Below are 18,010 nucleotides of genomic sequence, written 5' to 3'. Positions count from 1 at the left end.
CGAACCGGACGGCCTAGTCGGGCCCCCGCGGGAATACCCGGCCCGGAAAATTGAGTGCCGACACAAACAGTAGGCCGTGTCGCTGAAAAAGGTTTGCCACCTTCAGAGAGCGCCATCAAGCGAAACCAATTATTAACCTTAATTGCGGCGATATGGACTTCCAAGGCGACCTACGCAGAACCTTCTGTTAACCGCTTCCGCGTAAGTATTCCGTATCGGCTATTGAGCATAGACAGAATGTATTCTTTCCAGACCCAACAAGCAGCACGACCGAATGCGCCCATCGAACAGAGGGCGTATCAGCGCGTGAGTGTAAGTCTGCAGGGCCGACTAATGCTTTCCAACTACGATGAGTATGTCTGCGCGGTGATCGACATGTCGCCCGGCGACGTGCGATTCGCCTGCGCCGGCGTTCCGCGAGCCGGCGAACGCGTCATTGCCTATATCGAGCATCTCGGTCGCGTCGAAGGCAACGTGATCAAGCTCAGCGAAGGCGGCTTCGTCATGTCCATCGTTGCAACGGAGCGTAAACGCGAGAAGCTCGCGGCGCAGTTGACCTGGATTGCCAACAAGCACGAATTGTCTTTGCCCGAAGATCGCCGCCATGATCGCCTGACCCCGCGCAGTACTCTGATTGAACTGTTGATCGAAGACGGCCGTCGCTACCCTTGCCGCCTGATGGACCTTTCCCTGTCAGGTGCGGCCATCGACATCGACATTCGTCCACCGATCGGCACGAAGATCACGCTCGGCAGCATGAGCGGGCGCGTTGTGCGTCACTTCCTCGAAGGTGTCGCGATCGAATTCACCGTGCTCCAGACACGTGAATCTCTGGCTGAATTCCTGTAATCAGCCAATTCGGCGTCCAACAAACGCCGCCAGACACGCCTGCTAAAACTTTTTTTCAAAATTATGCAGAAATAATTTTCGCATTGTCGAGCTCGATTGTCGTTTCGAAATGGCACACATCGCTCGACAACACTGTGCGCGCGCTGTCTTAGAGCAACGCAAAAGTACAATCGGGCGACAATCCGCAGTTGGAAAACCGGCCGCGCCCTCACGTCACAAGCCAAAATAAGCATTTAAATACAATATATTAAACCTCGGGATCGGTGATTTGGCGAGCCGAGATAACTCAAATTTTCAACAAATTTAGCGAAAAATTGCGTCGAATATAAAATAAATTCTATTCTTGTTTTAATACAAATCAATACTTGTTTTAATACGATAAGAACTTAATTGTACTTCGCAACTTTGCGATGGATCAAAATCTTCATGTCAGTGTCTCCTCACAACGGGGACACAACAAATGACAAAAAAGAAAATCCTGAGGATCAACCTCCTGACCGCAGCGGCACTCGCCGCAACTGCAATCCAGACCATGGCATTCTCGCCAAATATGCAGATTGTCGGCAGAGCCAATCCGCCAATCGGCCACTACGAATTCTGCAAGACTTATGCGAATGAATGCCAGGCCAATACGGGCGGTAGCGCCCCGATGACCCTCACCGAGAGCAAGTGGAAAACGCTGCTCGACGTGAATTATACGGTCAACACGAAGATCCAGCCCATGACGGACATGGAGATTTACGGCGTCGAAGAACGGTGGGCATACCCGCGCACCGTCGGCGACTGCGAAGACTATGTCCTGCTTAAGCGCAAGATGCTGATCGATGCCGGCTTTTCTCCATCCGACGTCCTGATCACGGTGGTATTGCAACCGAATCGCGAAGGACATGCCGTCTTGACCGTCCGCACCGACCGCGGTGATTTCATTCTCGACAATATGCGCAACAAGGTGCTGCTATGGTCTGAGACGGAATACACCTATCTCAAGCGCCAGTCCTCCGACCATTCGGGTCGCTGGGTAAAGCTCCACGACGGTCGCGCCCCTGCTGTCGCATCCGTGTCGTCGAACTGAGCTGACGCCGAAGCGAAAAGCCAACACGACTTAGGCCCGGTCTGTCCCCCGCATACCCGTCCCCGGCCGGTGCCTGGAGCCGGTTCCGCACAATCGGAACCGGCTCTTTTTATTGACAAAGCCGCAATGCACCGCCCGTCGTTCCTTAACGACTTATTAACCACGATACGCGACCCTGCCGCAGACCGCACATTTGCTTTGCCTGCGCCGGCCCATTCTTTTGTGCCGCTGCGCCATCAGGAACGCGTACACGATGGATAAGAGCGCCGCTCAGACTGATTCTTCCAACGAGCTGCCATTGCTCTCCAATGCTTTCCTTCTGAAAGTTGCCATTGCGGTTGGCATTCTGGCGCTGTTGTCGGTGGTCATCAATATTGCCGGTCGCGAACTGGGCGAGCGCCTTTCCCGCGCGGGACACAGTGCAAGCACACAACAATTTACAGTCACGATAGGACAGGACCACCTGACGCTCGCCGCGAACACGCTTCGCTTCGAGGAGCAGCGACGAAACGGCAAGACAGATCGCGCAGATCTCTATTTCCTTTGGCCCGATATGTCAGGTTACAGCGCCGCCAACAGCCGCAGTTTCAACGATGTGAGCCAATCGGACAAACTGATCTTCGTTCAAGTCTCGCAAAGCACCATGTCGCGCGACATGTCCGGACGCCTTGAGCCGATCTACGCACACCTTTTCGAAGGCCAGCCTGAACCTGCCAATTACGGCCTGACACTGCATCGCCTGCGTGCTGAAACCGGCTATGGCCGTGAAATCATGTACACCGCCTCATCTGCTGGAGCAGATGACTATGCCGTCCGTTGCCTGCCACCTGCAGCAAATACCGGACCAAGCAGCGGCGATTGCCAGCGCGACATCCACGTCGGACGCGACCTGACGGTGCTCTACCGCTTTTCAAGTGCGCGACTGCCTGAATGGCACAAACTGGACAACGCAATACGATCCTATTTTGAAGCGCGCCTGCAAAATGGCACGGCCAAAGCATCGCGTTTGAATTAAATCCGCTCTGCATCGCAAACTATTCGTTCATCATAAACGAGTTGGTAAGGCTGTTTCGCTATCGTCTGCTTCAAGGGTCGCTGGGGGGCACCCGATTGAAATGAAGTGATTAAGCGAGTTTGCTGTGCACCGAGTTGTTGTCGCCAAGAAAAACAAACGAACATCCCTGACCCCGCTGAATCTTATCGCCGCCATGCTGGCAGGTCTGATGATGTTGAGTGCTGCCCCCGCATTGGCTGCGAAATATGCCGGCGTGGTTGTCGATGCCCGGACAGGCAAGATCCTCTATGAGAGTGACGCCAGAAGTTTGCGCTATCCCGCATCGCTGACCAAGATGATGACCCTTTACCTCACCTTCGAGGCCTTGGAGAGCGGTCGTATCAGCCTCGACAGCGCCGTTCCGGTATCGGCCAATGCGGCCAAGGAGCCCCCGTCCAAACTGGGTGTGCGCGCCGGCGGTTCGATCACGGTCGAACAAGCCATCAAGTCTCTGGTCACCCGTTCAGCCAATGATATGGCGACAGCACTGGGTGAATATGTCGGCGGTTCGGAAAAGCGCTTTGCCCAATTGATGACGGCAAAGGCGCGCAGCCTTGGCATGAAAAACACCACCTATCGCAACGCCAATGGCTTGCCGAATACGGCGCAAATGACGACCGCCTACGATCAGGCCCTTCTCGGCATCGCGCTTCGTCAGCATTTCCCGCAATATTACGGCTATTTCTCCACCCGCAGCTTCCATTTCGGCAAGCAAACCATCGGCAATCACAATAGGTTGCTGGGCGCTGTGCGCGGTGTGGATGGCATCAAGACCGGTTATACCCGCGCTTCCGGCTTCAATCTGGCGACATCCGCTCAGGCTGACGGTCGCTCCATTGTCGCCGTTGTTCTGGGCGGCACCACCGGCGCACGTCGCGACGCCACCATGCGTGACCTCGTCGCGAAATACATGCCGCGCGCCTCGCGTTCCGGGGCGACCACTTTCCACATTGCCAAGAACCGTCTGGCCATGCCGTCTGCCGGCGGTGCCATCGCCCTGAGCGCTCTCGACCTGCCGAAGACAGGGCCTCTTCCCGTGACACGCTATGATATCGCATCAGAGGCGGTTGAAGATGCCGTCACCGAGACTGCCTTTGCCGCAGCCGGTGCCGCAAGCCCCGCTCAGCAGGCGCTCAATCGTGTCGCTTCGGCCCACGCCCCCATGCCACTCGTGGCCTCTGTTCCTGTGCCCGCCCCCGCACCTGCCTTCATGCCCGATGCACCCCAGGCGGCCAGCGAAGTCACAGCATCGACACCTGCGGTTGCCGAAGAGAGTAGTGCTGCGCGCGTAGCCGTGGACGACACCGTGACCGGCTCGACCGAGAAACAGCTTTCGGGCTGGGTCATTCAGGTCGGCACGTCGCCAAACAAGGATCAGGCAAACGAACTCCTGCGCAATGCGCAGGGTAAAGGCGGAAAGGTATTGCGTTCCGCCACCCCATTCACCGTCGCATACGATACCGGGTCCAAACAGATTTACCGCGCCCGGTTTGGCGGTTTCGACAACCAGAAGACAGCAGTCAATGCCTGCAGGACTTTGAAGAAAGTGGGATTCGGCTGCTGGGCTGCAATGCAGTAAGCCCGGCAGACGACCTCGATTTGTAACGTGTACGAGGAACCGTCATGGCAATGAACGAAAATCGTTTTGATGCGCAGCCCGATGAGGAAGCGAAGCTCGACAAGCCACGCTTTGCGCTTCATCCGCTCCACGAGGCCGCATTGAAGATCGCGGATCTGGGCATCAACCGGCCCAGGGAAAAGTCCCGCGATCTCATCAGCCTTCTTCTGTCCCACGGTGCGCGGGCCTGGCGCTATTCACAGCCAGAAACTGCGATCCATCTTCATGTCTCATCCCATAACGGTCGCTTTCCCGTCATCATGCGGATGAAATAATCGGGTTCAGGGTCTCCGGCCCTCAACTGAAGGCGCGGCTTCGTCATCGACGGACCGCGCCTTTTTTGCCGTCATCACCCCAGCTCTGCGTCATCCCGCCAAATAAATCCGGCTTCGGCCTTGCGCCGTAACGCCATCTCCGTTTTTGTTCGCCAACAAACGGTCGCTCCATTGAATGGGCAACCCGAGAATGAAGAACGAGGACGGACTATGAACATCATCTCCCAAAACATGGCCTTCGGCGGCATGCAGGGCGTCTATTCACACCAGTCGGAAGCCTGCAATTGCGACATGACCTTCGCGGTCTTCGTTCCTCCGGCCGCCATTGCTGAAAAAAGGCCCGTCCTCTGGTTCCTGTCGGGCCTCACCTGCAGCCACGCCAATGTCATGGAAAAGGGCGAATATCGCCGGCTTGCCGCAGAACTCGGTCTCATTATTGTTTGCCCCGACACAAGCCCGCGCGGCGATGATGTGGCCGATGAACTGACTGACTGGAAGCTCGGCAAGGGCGCCGGCATGTATCTCGACGCCACCGAAATGCCGTGGGCCGCGCACTACAAAATGTATACCTACATCACCGAGGAACTGCCGGCCCTGATTGCCGAACACTTCCGGGCCGACATGTCGCGCCAGGGTGTCTTTGGTCATTCCATGGGCGGCCATGGCGCGATGACGGTGGCGCTGAAAAATCCGGGCCGATTCAAGAGTTGTTCGGCCTTTGCCCCGATCGTCGAGCCGACGACGGCCGACTGGACAGCCAACGCCTTTGGTCAATATCTCGGCGCCGACAAGGCCAAATGGGCCGAGCACGACGCCTGTGCGCTGGTCAAGTCCGGTGCACGCTTCCCCGAATTCCTAATCGACCAGGGCACCGCCGATCCGTTTCTCGACGAAGGCCTGCGACCCTGGCTGTTTGAAGAGGCCATCGAGGGCACTGATATCGGCCTGACTTTGCGCATGCAGGAGAAATACGACCACTCCTACTACTTCGTCTCCACCTTCATGGAAGACCATCTGCGCTGGCATGCCGAACGGCTGGCGTGAGTCTGGCTGAGAAGCTTTTCCCAGTTGGTGAGGTCTAGCGCCGACGAAGATCATTTGGCTTGGTGGACGTAAGCGAACGAGGTGATCGCGCGTTAATTGCCCCCTCTGACTTCTGGGCTCCACGATCCGCGTTAGGTGGCGAAAACTGCCACCTAACGCTCAGGGCTCAAGTGCGAAGCTTAAATTGGCTGATACACAAACCAATCGAAATCCGCCGTCTTGCAGCGTCCGCTGGTGTCAAAACAGAATATCCCGGCAAAGGCGCCGGTGAAGGAACCGTGCTCGCCGCGCCCGCCTTCGTCGGACACCACACCGGCGTCGAGCGACGGACCAAGCGCTTGCCATTCATTGGCGCCGGCCGAACGCCAACAGAATTGAAGGTCATTGTCGGTAATCTCCATGGAGAGTTCGACCGGCCCATCCGGCACCGCAACGCCCGCCCCCGCAGGAAACTCCATCCGCGCATGGGGAAAGTCGCCTGGGCAGGAAAACACCGTGACGACACGACCGAGTTCCTCGTGCAGCGTGACGGCCAGCGCATGAAACTTGTGGCGGTTGTAATAGTGGATCAGCCCCGCAGCCTGCTGGTAGGTATCGGGATCGAAATCCACGACGGTTTCCGAACGGAATCGGTGATGCTCCTGACGCCGCGCCACAAGCGATTGCTCGAACCAGGAGCCCAGGCTTTCTCGGCCAATGAGGCGCAGGTGGCCGGCCCGCGCCGTGGTGGAAAAGATCCGCTCTGGCTCAGGCGTGCGCAGCCACTGAAATTCCGGTGGCAACGTCCCATCGTCAAAATCGCGCACCGGCACGTCTTGCGCCACCGGTTCGCCTGCTCCAGCTGGCGCCTCGACCTCCATCGCCGGAACCGAGCCGCCATGGGCCAGATAGAGCCAGCCGTCATCCTTCCAGACACATTTCTGCAAACCCGTTTCGCGCCCCAGCGTGCAACGCCGTTTGGGCGGCAGCGGACGGCCGCACAGATGTGTATGGTAGGCTTCGCCATCGGGTGTTTCGACATACTGGCCATGACCGGCGCGCTGAAGCAAGGCGTCGGGATCGTCCTTCGCGGTGATCAGATAGGTGTCTGGATGCATCTCATAGGGTCCGACGATGCTTCGCGACCGAGCCATGGTAACGGCATGACTATAGCCCGTCCCTCCCTCTGCCGTGGTCAGGTAATACCAGCCATTGCGCTTGAACAGATGCGGACCTTCGACGAGCCCGAGACTGGAGCCGGCAAAGATATTGCGGATCGGCCCCGTGAGCTTCTGCTCCTTGGCATCCCATTCCTGGCACAAAATGCCGTCAAAGGCCGGGCTTTTGGGCGATCCGCCGAAGCTTTCGGTCCGATGGTTCCACTGCATGTTGATGAACCACTTCCGCCCGTCATCGTCGTGGAACAGCGAAGGGTCAAAGCCCGAAGAGTTGATGTAAATCGGATCGGACCATTCACCCGCGATCGTCGGCGATGTGACGATGTAGTTATGGCTATCCTTGAAATTCCCGTCCAGCCGTTTGACATCGGTATAGACCAGCCAGAACAGTCCATCGGCATAAGACAGGCACGGCGCCCAGATGCCACAACTGTCGGGGTTGCCGCGCATATCGAGCTGGCTTTTCCGCTCCAGCGGTCGACGGACCAAAGTCCAGTTCACCAGATCCCGTGAATGGTGGATCTGCACCCCCGGAAACCACTCAAAGGTGGAGGTCGCAATATAATAGTCCTTGCCAACACGGCAAATGGACGGATCCGGATTGAAGCCCGGCAAAATGGGATTGCGGATCACGAAATTTCCTCCTCGAAACCAATGTCTGTCTGCTCCAGTACACGCGCAATGTGCAGCAACCAGATCCGGACCGACGCAGAAGCTCTCCCATCGCATCTCCGTCAGGCCGTGACCCTCGGCGACATGCGCCGAGGATCCGCTCTGTTTGACCCGGAGCCCGCCCCTGGTGCCTCGGGACGGACACGCCCATCCAGACGTGTGCTATCGGTTACTTCCGCTGCGGCCCCTTGCGTTCGGCTGAGGCTGCCCAAAGGTTGATATCGGCATCCCGCGCATGGACATCGATTTCGGCCAGTTCCTCAGCGGTGAAATCCGGTTTTTCCAGCGCCTTGACACAGTCTTCAACCTGCTCTGGCCGGCTGGCACCGATCAACGCAGTGGTAATATGGCCGCCGCGCAATACCCAGGCGATCGCCATCTGGGCGAGCGTCTGACCGCGCCGTTCCGCAATGGCATTGAGCTTGCGAATATTCTCTATGTTGCGCTCCGTCAGAAACTCGTTGCGAAGCGACTTGCCCTGCGCTGCACGACTGTCGTCGGGAATGCCGTTCAGGTATTTCGATGTCAGCATGCCCTGGGCCAGCGGTGAAAAGACAATGGACCCGATCCCCAGCTCTTCCAGGGTATCGATCAGTCCGTCATCCTCAATCCAGCGATTGATCATCGAATAACTGGGCTGATGAATGATGCAGGGCGTGCCGAGTTCCTTGAGGATAGCGACAGCCTCACGGGTCCGTTGCGAGTTGTAGGACGAGATGCCGACATAGAGCGCCCTGCCCGACCGGACGATGTGATCGAGCGCACCGCAGGTTTCTTCCAGCGGCGTATCGGGATCGAAGCGGTGCGAATAGAAGATGTCGACATAATCCAGCCCCATGCGCTTGAGACTTTGATCGCAAGAGGCGATCAGATATTTTCGGCTGCCCCATTCGCCATAAGGGCCGGGCCACATCAGGTAACCTGCCTTGGACGAAATGATCATCTCATCGCGATAGCCGGCGAAATCGGTCTTCAGGATCTCACCAAAGGCCGCCTCGGCTGCACCGGGTTTCGGTCCATAATTATTGGCCAGATCGAAATGGGTAATACCCAGATCGAATGCCTTGCGGCAGATCGCCTGCTTGACCTGATGCGGCGCATCGTCCCCGAAATTATGCCACAGTCCCAGCGAAAGCGCCGGAAGCTTGAGCCCGCTCTTGCCGCAGCGATTATAGGTCATCCGCTCATAGCGGTTTTCGGCCGGGTGCCATGTCATAACGCAGTCTCCAGATTATCAATTGTCGAGAAAGTCCCCACCAGCCGCCTCCCGCTTGCAAAACCAAGGAGCGGCGGCCACATGAAGGTCAACTCTATACGCGTCGATTATTTACCGCAAAAGCGCCTCGGCTTCGGCAATGCCAAGAGCAGCCGGCTGTGTGCAGGTGGTGGACAATGTGACAAACTCACCTGTTTCGCCAGACGTCAGGATTGCCGTCATCACATCGACACCGTGAAGGGCGCGATCGAGCGAGCAGCGAGCGTCGCGGCCATCGATCAGTGATACCGCCATATCGGCAAGACCCGCCGTCCGATAATTGGCGCGTGGCCCCTGCGGACTGTCCTGGTTGTTCTTCGAGAAGGGATGATCCCATTCTTCCAGGACAGCGATATCCTTGTTGCGACCCGAAGCTTCCACCTTGCCGCCGAAGAAGTTCGGGTCAGGCACGTAGAGCGAGCCGTCGGTGCCGTAGAGCTCCATATTGGCATGGCGATGGCTCCACACGTCCCAGCTTGCCGACAGCGTTATGGTGGCACCACTGACGAATTCCAGCAGCGCATGAATATTGGTCGGCGTCTTCACCGGGATCACCTCGCCGCTGCGCGGCTGGCTGGTGATGGTGCGCGTCTCACTGGCCATGGATGTCAGTGCTGCCACCCGCTTTACCGGTCCAATCAGATTGACGAGATTGGCAATGTAATATGGTCCGAGATCGAGAACAGGTCCGCCACCCGGCAGGAAGAAGAAATCGGGATTGGGATGCCACATCTCCATCCCCGGACTCATCACATGGCAAGTTCCGGATGTAATCCGTCCAATGCCACCCTCATCGATATAGTGACGGGCAAGCTGGTGGGCCCCGCCCAGGAAGGTATCGGGCGCGCAGCCGACTGCCAGCCCCTTTTCTTTTGCCAAAGCGCGCAGTACTTCGCCCTGAGCGAGTGACAATACGAGCGGCTTTTCCGAATAGACATGTTTGCCAGCCTCGAGAATACGCTTCGAGACCGGAAAGTGGGCATCCGGAATGGTGAGGTTGACGATCAGATCGATCTCGTCGTTCTTCAAGAGATCGTCGACCGGTTGTGCCGTAACGCCATATTCATCCGCCCTGATTTCGGCGGCATTCATATTGACGTCACTACAGGCCAGAACCTTCAGCCCCTTGAAGAGTGGTGAAAGCGAAAAATACGTCGTCGAGATATTGCCGCATCCGATGATGCCAATGCCAAGTTCGCGTGCCATTTTATGCCTCTGAATGGAGATCCGTGAGTGAATCAGTAGCGATTGAATGACTCGATCGACCGCGTGATGAGACGATCGATATCGCTCGGATTGTCGTGCTCGACGATGTAGTGGCGGACGTCATGCACCGTAAGCGCCTCCATGATCGCCTTCCAGTCCACAACCCCGTGACCGACATCGGCCCAACCATCCTCGTCGAGGTTCTGGCCCTCGGAGGCGATGTCCTTCACATGCACCGATGTGATCCTGTCACCGTATTTCTCGATCCAGCCGAGCGGATCCGCACCGCCCCGGATGACCCAGGCAATATCGGCTTCCCATGACAGATCCGGGCCGCCTGTGAAAATGTAATCCTGCGGTGTGAAGCCGTCGTCCAGTTCCTTGAATTCGAAATCATGATTGTGCCAGCCGAAGTCGAAGCCGGCGTCCCGGTAGGGCTTTCCTGCCTCCGACAGACGTCTGCCAAAGGCTTCCCAGCCATCACCGCCATCCGGGCGCTGATCCGGTAAAAGGAACGGGCAATAGATGGAGGAAATGCCGACCGTTTTTGCGATCTTCATCACCTTGTCCTGTTCGTTCTCCAGCATGTCCAAGCCGAAATGTCCGGTCGGCATGGAAAGCCCATTGGCGTCGAGTTCGTCGCGCAATGCCGCGATCTCGCCGTCGCTCGCGCTGGCATAGAGCGCACCATAGCCTTCAACCTCTGAATACCCGGCTTTGGCAAGCTTCGGGAATATCGCTGAAAAAGGTTGAAAATTGCGGGCGCTGTAAAGCTGAAAACCGAGCTTGGTCATGTCGTCTCCTCCGTGGGCTTTGGCCCTTTTCCAGAACTGAAAGTTCAATCCTCGTTCAAAATATCGTCGTCAACCAAGGGCCTGGGAGCCGTAAAGGTCCAGCGCACGAAACTGTGGCACAGACCCGCCCTCCAGCGGCGTGTTCGGTCTGAATATGATCCGTCGACTTTCACCCGCCGCGAGATCGATTGCATTGTCGCTGTAGCGGCCCGGGCACTCGCTCTCGACCATGACATAGAGCGCCAGTCCAGACGCGGACACATCCAATTCAATGGAACCGTCGCCCCGCAAGGCAGCCGACAGCGACACCCCCGAGTCCTCGAGATCGAGCGCCTTATAGCTCGACATCACTTGATGGCCCTCGCCGCTCATGCCGTTGGACGCAATGAAACTCCAGCCGATCACACAATCAGGTGGAATGTCGTCGAGCGAGACCGACAGCAGCGCTTCGGCACGATCAGGTGAACACTGCCCATTGGCGCTTTTAAGCGGCACGCGCTCGCCGCTCAGCGTCAAAGCCGACAGGTTCATGTCGAACACCAGCGTCTCGGCTGTATCGTTGATCATCTTGAAATCGATGGTGTCCCCGTCCTTGGACGGGATTGCCACGACGGTAGCCGGCTGGAAAAAGCGCCGTGCCATATAGTGCATCGCTTTCCAGCCACCGCCATGATCAAGGCTCGACCACGACGCGACCGGCCAGGTATCGTTCAGCTGCCAGTAGACGGTGCCCATGCAATGGGGCTTGAGCGACCGCCAGTAATCAACCGCAGTGCGGATCGCCAGACCTTGCTGGATCTGGCTTAGATAAACGAACTTTCCAAAATCCGTGGGAAAGCGGAAATAGCGGAACATGGTCGCCGCTATGCGCTCGTTGCCGCCCGCATTCTTCTGATGCAGTTCCACCACGGGCGAAGCGATGTTGAGATCGCGTTCATCGGCAAAACCCTTGATAACCTGCAGTGACGTATAGGACTGGAAGCCGAACTCCGAGCAGAAGCGCGGATGCACCTCGCGATAGTTTTCAAATGGCTTGTTCTCGTGCCAGACCGACCAGTAATGCATGTCGCCAGCACCATCGGCATGCCATGCGTCACCAAAGTCGAGGTAGCCCGACGAAGGGCTGGAAGGCCACCAGATGGCTTGTGGCGCGGCCTGTTTCAAACCTTGTTCGATCACCCTGTTGAGCCGGTCATAGGCCACAAGATATCGATCGCGGTTCTCAAGAGATTCGGGGAACCAGGTGAGCGCGCCCACCAATTCATTGTCACCGCACCACAACACGATTGAGGGATGAGATGACAGACGGCGAACCTGATAATCCACTTCTGCGGCCACATTGGCGAGGAAGTCATCGGTGCAGGGGTAAAGATTGCAGGCAAACATGAAGTCCTGCCAGACCATCAGCCCCATGTCGTCGCACAGATCATAGAACCAGTCGGCCTCATAGAAACCACCGCCCCAGATGCGGATCATATTCATATTGGCGTCGACTGCCGATTGCAGCAGGTCACGGGTCTTCTCGCGTGATGTCCGCGAAAACAGCGCATCCGCCGGTATCCAGTTGGCGCCCCGCGCAAAAATCTCGCGTCCATTGATGCTGAGCGCAAAGCGGCTGCCGGCATCATCCTTGTCGGTCAGCAATTCAACGGTGCGAAAACCGATCTTGCGTTCCACGATCTCACCGGGAATTTCGACCTTGAGAATCGAGACTGCCTGTTCGCCGCTTCCGGCCGGCCACCATAACCGTGGCTTTTCGACCGTGAAGACATGGGTAATCATCGTTTCTCCGGAACGCGTGCCGCAATCGAGGCGGATACGTTCGCCGTCCAGTTGGAAATGCACCGGCACGATGGCCGGATCGTCGGAAAACAGTGTCAGGGTAACAGCCAGATCGACACTGCCATCCGCATGATGGGTCTGCTCGGAGGTCAGATGCTCCACACGCGCCGGATCGAGCTTCTTCAGGGCAATAGTGCCATAGAGCCCAAGAGGCGCGATCGCGATGTTCCAGTCCCAACCGAAATGGCATTGCGGCTTGCGCAACATATTGCCATTGGGAATTGGCGAATTGGCCTTTTGGTATGGCACATAAAAGGGCTGTTTTGCCTGACGCTCGGCGCCGGCTGCAATGCTGGAATGAAACAGGATGCGGATACGATTTTCGCCGGGCTGCAAGGCATCTGTCACCGATGGGCGATATCGCCGAAAGCAGTTGTCGGCAGACAAGACCGGAACATCATTGACGAAAACGATGGCGACCGTATCGAGGAAGTCGATGTCGAGATACCAGTCGCCATCCACCTGTTCGACCACAAATTCTCGCTCGATCTCCCAATCGCGCTCGGCTACCCATTGCACAAGCTCCTCATTCCGGCCCTCATAGGGATCCGGAATGACACCGGCGTCGCATAGCGCCGAATGCACGTCGCCGGGCACCGCCATGACAGTCTGATGCGCGCCAGCCGACGACAGGCGCCATGTGCCGGCAAGATCTCTATGGTTGGCGTTGTCGCTGCGTATACTCATCAAGCCTGTCCCAAATGCCAACTCCGAAACGAATAATCCGGAGCTGAAGTTTCCCTAGATACGAATCTCGCTTTCCGCATCAAACAGGGACGCGACGGACATGTCGAAGGTAAGGCGTACTGCGCTGCCGGGAGAATATCGACGCGTACCGGCGGTGCGCACCGACATCGTGTGGCCGCCATGTTTGACCCACAGCAGGTTGTCGGCACCCATCGGCTCTTCGATATCCACGACGGCATCATGGCTGACAATTCCGGCAGCAACCTCCTCATCGACTTTGATATGTTCGGGACGCAAGCCGAGAATGACCTTGCGCCCGGCCGTCAAGGGCTCGGACGCATCATAGCCATCGAGCGGAATTTCCGCGTCGCTCGTGACGAAGCAGAGACGCCCACCCCGCTCCTCGGTATGGCCGGACATGAAATTCATGGACGGCGAACCGATGAAGCCGGCCACGAACAGATTGACCGGGCGGTTGTAGATCGTCATCGGATCGTCAAGTTGCTGGATCACGCCGCTCTTCATGATGGCAATCCGATCGGCAAGCGTCAGGGCCTCGATCTGGTCGTGCGTCACGTAGATCATCGTGTTCTTCAACGAATGGTGCAGACGCTTGATCTCGACGCGCAACTCCGAGCGCAACTTGGCATCGAGATTGGACAGCGGCTCATCGAACAGGAATACGTCAACGTCGCGCACAAGCGCACGACCGATCGCCACCCGCTGCCGTTGCCCACCGGAAAGCTCGGCGGGCTTGCGCTGTAGCAGGGGTTCGATCTGCAGGATCTCGGAGGCACGCGCCACCTTCGCCTTGATCGTATCTGCAGGCACCTTGGCCACCTGCAGCCCGAAGGACAGGTTCTTCTCCACCGTCATCTGCGGATAAAGCGCATAGGACTGAAACACCATACCGATGCCACGGTCCTTCGGCTCTTCCCAGGTGACATTGCGATCCTTGATATAGATCTGCCCGTCGGTCGGCTCCAGAAGGCCGGCAATGCAATTGAGCAAAGTCGATTTTCCGCAACCGGATGAGCCGAGCAGAACGAGAAATTCGCCGTCATTGATGTCGAGATTTAGGTTTTTGAGCACGGTGACCGCGCCGAAACTCAATGAAAGATCCTTGATCGAAACGCTGATAGACATACGAATTACCCTTTGACGGCGCCGGCGGCGATGCCACGGACGAACAGACGGCCGGAGACGAAATAGACGAACAGCGGAACGAGACCGGTCAGAATGGTCGCCGCCATGTTGACGTTGTATTCCTTCACCCCCTGCACGGAGTTGACGATATTGTTGAGTTGCACGGTCATCGGATAATATTCCGGGCGCGTGAACACGACACCGAACAGGAAGTCGTTCCAGATGCCTGTGATCTGAATGATCATCGCGACCACAAAGATCGGCATGGACATCGGAAACATGATGCGGAAATAGATCTGCCAGAACCCCGCCCCGTCGATACGTGCGGCCTTGAACAGTTCCTGCGGCAACGATGTAAAGTAGTTGCGGAAGAGCAGCGTCAGGATCGGCATGCCGAAAATGGTATGGACAACAATCAGGCCCGTCAGCGTACCGTAAATGCCCAGTTCGCGCAGCACGATCACGATCGGATAAATCATCACCTGATAGGGAATGAAGGCACCGATCACGAGGATCGTGAAGAACATCTCCCCGCCCTTGAACTTCCAGTTGGCAAGCGCATATCCGTTCAGCGACGCGATCAGGATCGAGATGATCATCGATGGAATCGTGATCCTGACCGAGTTCCAGAAACCACGCGAAAGCCCGTCACAATTGAGGCCCGTGCAGGCCTCGGACCATGCCTTGACCCAGGGCTCGAAGGTGATCTCGACCGGCGGCGAGAAGATATTGCCAAGCCGGATTTCCGGCATTGTCTTGAACGAGGTGACGATCATCACGTAGAGCGGCAACAGGTAGTAGATGGCGGCCAGTGTCAGCGTGCCATAGATCACCAGATTGCGCGCCGAAAAGAGCCGTTTTGGACGCCGCCCGCGCGGGCCTTCCATCTGCGATGCAGATGGATCGGATGCTGCCGCCGCGACGTTGAGAGCTGCAGGATTAGCCACGCTTCTTCCCTCCGAATTCGAGATAGGCCCAGGGAATGATGATGATCGAAACGGTGATCAGCATCATGGTCGAAGCCGCGAAGCCCTGCCCGAGATTTTGCGCCTGGAACATGTAGTCGTAGACGTATTTGGCTGGTACTTCGGAGGAGATACCGGGACCGCCGCTCGTCTGTGCGACCACGAGGTCGTAGACGCGAACGATACCGCTGGCGATGATAACCAGCGTGGTGATGAACACGGGCCGCATCATTGGAATGACGATAAAGATATATGTGCGCCAGGTCGGAATGCCGTCGACCCGCGACGCCTTCCAGATGTCTTCGTCGATGCCGCGCAGTCCCGCCAGCATAAGGCACATGACCAGTCCCGTACCCTGCCACAGCGCTGCAATCAGGATGCCGTAGATGACAATGGACTGGGTATAGAGCGGATCGAATGTAAAGCTGGTCCAGCCCAGTGAACGCACCACCGATTGAACGCCGAAATCGGGGTTGAGAATCCACTGCCACACCAGACCCGTGACAATGAAGGACAGCGCAAAGGGATAAAGGAAAATTGAACGGAAGGTATTTTCGAAGCGGATCTTCTGATCCATCATCGCCGCCAGAATGAACCCGATCAGCAGGCTGAAAATCAGCGACAACACGCCGAAGATGGCCAGGTTCTCGATGGAAATGAGCCAGCGGGGTGCCGCCCAAAGCCGTTCATACTGATCCAGCCCGACGAATTTCAAGCGTGGCAGCAGTTTGGAATTTGTAAAGGAGTAAACAATTGTCCAGACCGTTCCGCCGAGGAAGATCACCAAGGCGGTGAGGATCATCGGGATTGAGGCAATCTTGGAATTGAGATTGCGAAACAATTGGTTCGGTCGGCGAGCGATCGCCCTGTCCGTCATGGGTAAAATCTCCTCCGTCGCAAACCCCGTAACCTCCGCTCGATCGAGGCAAGTTCACGGCAATCCACAACCGGTCGGCTTCAATATGTCCGGTGAGAACCGCAGCTGAACCCGACACCGGAAAAGGCATCGAGCAGCGCACGCCGGACTCCCCCTTGTCCGGCGTGCGCTTCGGCTGCTGTCAGTCAGCCGACGCGATGAGGTCGGCGAAACGCTTCTGCGCGTCTTCCGGCGTCATCGACTCATTTGCGAAGAATTCCGAGAAGAGATCTTCGATCTGTTTCTGGCTATCTGCAGACATCATCTGGTTGGTGCTCTTGACCACATTGCCCTGGGCGAGAATATCGAGCCCCTTCTTCATGCAGTCATTGGCAGCTTCCAGATCCACGTCGCCGCGGATTGGCAGTGAACCCTTTTTCAGGTTGAAAGCGACCTGAGTTTCCGGGCTGACAATGGTGGACGCAAGAACAGCCTGTGCGGCAGATTTTTCGTCGTCCTTGAGCAGAGGGAAGTAGAAGGCGTCGCCATCGGTCGAGATGACCTCGTTGACACCGAGACCCGGCAGGCAGCTGTAATCCTTGCCCGCCACCTGGTTGGCCACCTGGAATTCACCCTGTGCCCAGTCACCCATGATCTGTCCACCGGCCTTGCCTGTGATCACCAGATTGGTCGCCTGGTTCCAGTCCTGAACATTGGAGCCCTTCGACATGCGACGGGCATCATCGGCGGCCTTGAAGATCTTGGCAATCTCGGGACCACCGGCAAATTCGGCATCCTTGTCTTCATAGACCCGGTAGTAATTGTCCTTACCGGCCAGTGACACCATCAGCACGCTGAACGCACCAGATGTCTGCCATGGCTGGCTGCCGACGGCCAGCGGAAGAATTCCCGCTTTCTCCAAGGCTGGAGCTGCCGCGACATATTCATCCCAGTTTGTCGGAACGGCGACACCCGCTTTTTCAAAGGCACCATTGGAAAGCCACAGCCACTGCCAGGAATGGATATTGACCGGCGCGCAGTAGATCTTGCCATCGATCGTGCAGCCTTCCAGCAGGCTTGCCGGACGAATGACTTCGGTCCATTTTTCCTTCTCAGCGACATCGCTGAGATCACGCATCAACCCGGCCTCGACGAGCTCCTCGGCCTGACGACCATGATTGAACTGGGTCGCACCCATCGGATCACCGCCGGTAATACGGCTGATCATGATCGGACGTGCAGTTCCTCCCGAACCGGCAATCGCCCCATCAACCCAGTGATTTCCAGTTTTGTCGAAGGCCTTCGCAAGCTCGGCCACCGCGGCTGCTTCGCCACCGGAGGTCCACCAATGCGTGACTTCGAGATCGGTGGCATGCGCCATACCAAACGGCATAGCGACACCTGCAGCCAAAAAGGCTGCAACTTTAGAAAATTTCATGAGTCTCCTCCCTCACTGAAACGTTGCCGTAAAAACCTATTCGAAACCTATCGACGACGCAACGGCGCGCTGCATAATTT

At 57.1% G+C, this 18,010-nt stretch carries 15 protein-coding genes; 6 read left to right on the top strand and 9 right to left on the bottom strand.

Annotated features, from left to right (window positions below; genetic code table 11):
- Positions 1 to 237: 237 nt before the first annotated feature.
- From ACWPM9_RS09560 to fghA, 6 genes are all read left to right on the top strand, one after another.
- Positions 238 to 849 carry a PilZ domain-containing protein gene (locus ACWPM9_RS09560; RefSeq protein WP_484757636.1) on the top strand — a complete coding sequence of 204 codons (612 nt, stop codon included), beginning with the start codon at positions 238 to 240 and terminating at the stop codon, positions 847 to 849.
- A gap of 460 nt (positions 850 to 1,309) precedes the next feature.
- Positions 1,310 to 1,921, top strand: coding sequence for a transglutaminase-like cysteine peptidase (locus ACWPM9_RS09555; RefSeq protein ID WP_484757522.1), 612 nt, complete (start codon positions 1,310 to 1,312; stop codon positions 1,919 to 1,921).
- Positions 1,922 to 2,174: 253 nt separating this feature from the next.
- Positions 2,175 to 2,936: a hypothetical protein gene (locus ACWPM9_RS09550; RefSeq protein WP_484757521.1), complete on the top strand. Its 762-nt coding sequence runs from the start codon at positions 2,175 to 2,177 to the stop codon at positions 2,934 to 2,936.
- Positions 2,937 to 3,129: 193 nt separating this feature from the next.
- Positions 3,130 to 4,554 (top strand): SPOR domain-containing protein, encoded by a 1,425-nt coding sequence (locus tag ACWPM9_RS09545; RefSeq protein WP_484757520.1) that lies wholly within the window; start codon positions 3,130 to 3,132, stop codon positions 4,552 to 4,554.
- 44 nt (positions 4,555 to 4,598) lie between these two features.
- Positions 4,599 to 4,868, top strand: coding sequence for a hypothetical protein (locus ACWPM9_RS09540; RefSeq protein ID WP_428186879.1), 270 nt, complete (start codon positions 4,599 to 4,601; stop codon positions 4,866 to 4,868).
- A 210-nt stretch (positions 4,869 to 5,078) separates the two neighbouring features.
- Positions 5,079 to 5,912: an S-formylglutathione hydrolase gene (gene fghA, locus ACWPM9_RS09535; RefSeq protein WP_484757519.1), complete on the top strand. Its 834-nt coding sequence runs from the start codon at positions 5,079 to 5,081 to the stop codon at positions 5,910 to 5,912.
- A gap of 179 nt (positions 5,913 to 6,091) precedes the next feature.
- On the opposite strand, the gene ACWPM9_RS09530 is transcribed toward fghA, so the two are convergent.
- The 9 genes from ACWPM9_RS09530 to ACWPM9_RS09490 form a co-directional block, all read right to left on the bottom strand.
- A complete protein-coding gene (locus ACWPM9_RS09530) occupies positions 6,092 to 7,702 on the bottom strand; it encodes a glycoside hydrolase family 43 protein (protein ID WP_484757518.1) in 1,611 nt (536 codons plus the stop codon).
- Between the two features lie 208 nt (positions 7,703 to 7,910).
- A complete protein-coding gene (gene mgrA, locus ACWPM9_RS09525) occupies positions 7,911 to 8,957 on the bottom strand; it encodes an L-glyceraldehyde 3-phosphate reductase (protein ID WP_484757517.1) in 1,047 nt (348 codons plus the stop codon).
- A gap of 111 nt (positions 8,958 to 9,068) precedes the next feature.
- On the bottom strand, positions 9,069 to 10,202 hold the full coding sequence (locus ACWPM9_RS09520; RefSeq protein ID WP_484757516.1) for a Gfo/Idh/MocA family protein: 1,134 nt from the start codon (positions 10,200 to 10,202) through the stop codon (positions 9,069 to 9,071).
- A gap of 32 nt (positions 10,203 to 10,234) precedes the next feature.
- Positions 10,235 to 10,996, bottom strand: coding sequence for a sugar phosphate isomerase/epimerase family protein (locus tag ACWPM9_RS09515; RefSeq protein WP_484757515.1), 762 nt, complete (start codon positions 10,994 to 10,996; stop codon positions 10,235 to 10,237).
- 69 nt (positions 10,997 to 11,065) lie between these two features.
- A complete protein-coding gene (locus tag ACWPM9_RS09510; protein ID WP_484757514.1) occupies positions 11,066 to 13,525 on the bottom strand; it encodes a beta-mannosidase in 2,460 nt (819 codons plus the stop codon).
- Positions 13,526 to 13,579: 54 nt separating this feature from the next.
- Positions 13,580 to 14,671, bottom strand: coding sequence for an ABC transporter ATP-binding protein (locus tag ACWPM9_RS09505; protein ID WP_484757513.1), 1,092 nt, complete (start codon positions 14,669 to 14,671; stop codon positions 13,580 to 13,582).
- A gap of 5 nt (positions 14,672 to 14,676) precedes the next feature.
- Positions 14,677 to 15,558, bottom strand: coding sequence for a carbohydrate ABC transporter permease (locus ACWPM9_RS09500; RefSeq protein ID WP_428187477.1), 882 nt, complete (start codon positions 15,556 to 15,558; stop codon positions 14,677 to 14,679).
- A gap of 52 nt (positions 15,559 to 15,610) precedes the next feature.
- On the bottom strand, positions 15,611 to 16,513 hold the full coding sequence (locus tag ACWPM9_RS09495) for a carbohydrate ABC transporter permease (protein ID WP_484757512.1): 903 nt from the start codon (positions 16,511 to 16,513) through the stop codon (positions 15,611 to 15,613).
- Positions 16,514 to 16,694: 181 nt separating this feature from the next.
- Entirely contained in the window at positions 16,695 to 17,930 is a 1,236-nt protein-coding gene (locus ACWPM9_RS09490) for an ABC transporter substrate-binding protein (RefSeq protein WP_428186888.1), read from the bottom strand.
- Positions 17,931 to 18,010 lie beyond the last annotated feature (80 nt).

The sequence above is a fragment of the Agrobacterium sp. H141 genome (assembly GCF_057158725.1).
The sequence above is the reverse complement of the archived record's forward strand: the minus strand, read 5'-3'. Positions and strand labels throughout refer to the sequence as shown.

Coding starts and splice junctions, on each gene's coding strand:
- ACWPM9_RS09560 (WP_484757636.1), top strand. CDS start 238: ATGTATTCTTTCCAGACCCAACAAGCAGCACGACCGAATGCGCCCATC.
- ACWPM9_RS09555 (WP_484757522.1), top strand. CDS start 1,310: ATGACAAAAAAGAAAATCCTGAGGATCAACCTCCTGACCGCAGCGGCA.
- ACWPM9_RS09550 (WP_484757521.1), top strand. CDS start 2,175: ATGGATAAGAGCGCCGCTCAGACTGATTCTTCCAACGAGCTGCCATTG.
- ACWPM9_RS09545 (WP_484757520.1), top strand. CDS start 3,130: ATGCTGGCAGGTCTGATGATGTTGAGTGCTGCCCCCGCATTGGCTGCG.
- ACWPM9_RS09540 (WP_428186879.1), top strand. CDS start 4,599: ATGGCAATGAACGAAAATCGTTTTGATGCGCAGCCCGATGAGGAAGCG.
- fghA (WP_484757519.1), top strand. CDS start 5,079: ATGAACATCATCTCCCAAAACATGGCCTTCGGCGGCATGCAGGGCGTC.
- mgrA (WP_484757517.1), bottom strand. CDS start 8,957: ATGACATGGCACCCGGCCGAAAACCGCTATGAGCGGATGACCTATAAT.
- ACWPM9_RS09520 (WP_484757516.1), bottom strand. CDS start 10,202: ATGGCACGCGAACTTGGCATTGGCATCATCGGATGCGGCAATATCTCG.
- ACWPM9_RS09515 (WP_484757515.1), bottom strand. CDS start 10,996: ATGACCAAGCTCGGTTTTCAGCTTTACAGCGCCCGCAATTTTCAACCT.
- ACWPM9_RS09510 (WP_484757514.1), bottom strand. CDS start 13,525: ATGAGTATACGCAGCGACAACGCCAACCATAGAGATCTTGCCGGCACA.
- ACWPM9_RS09505 (WP_484757513.1), bottom strand. CDS start 14,671: ATGTCTATCAGCGTTTCGATCAAGGATCTTTCATTGAGTTTCGGCGCG.
- ACWPM9_RS09500 (WP_428187477.1), bottom strand. CDS start 15,558: ATGGAAGGCCCGCGCGGGCGGCGTCCAAAACGGCTCTTTTCGGCGCGC.
- ACWPM9_RS09495 (WP_484757512.1), bottom strand. CDS start 16,513: ATGACGGACAGGGCGATCGCTCGCCGACCGAACCAATTGTTTCGCAAT.
- ACWPM9_RS09490 (WP_428186888.1), bottom strand. CDS start 17,930: ATGAAATTTTCTAAAGTTGCAGCCTTTTTGGCTGCAGGTGTCGCTATG.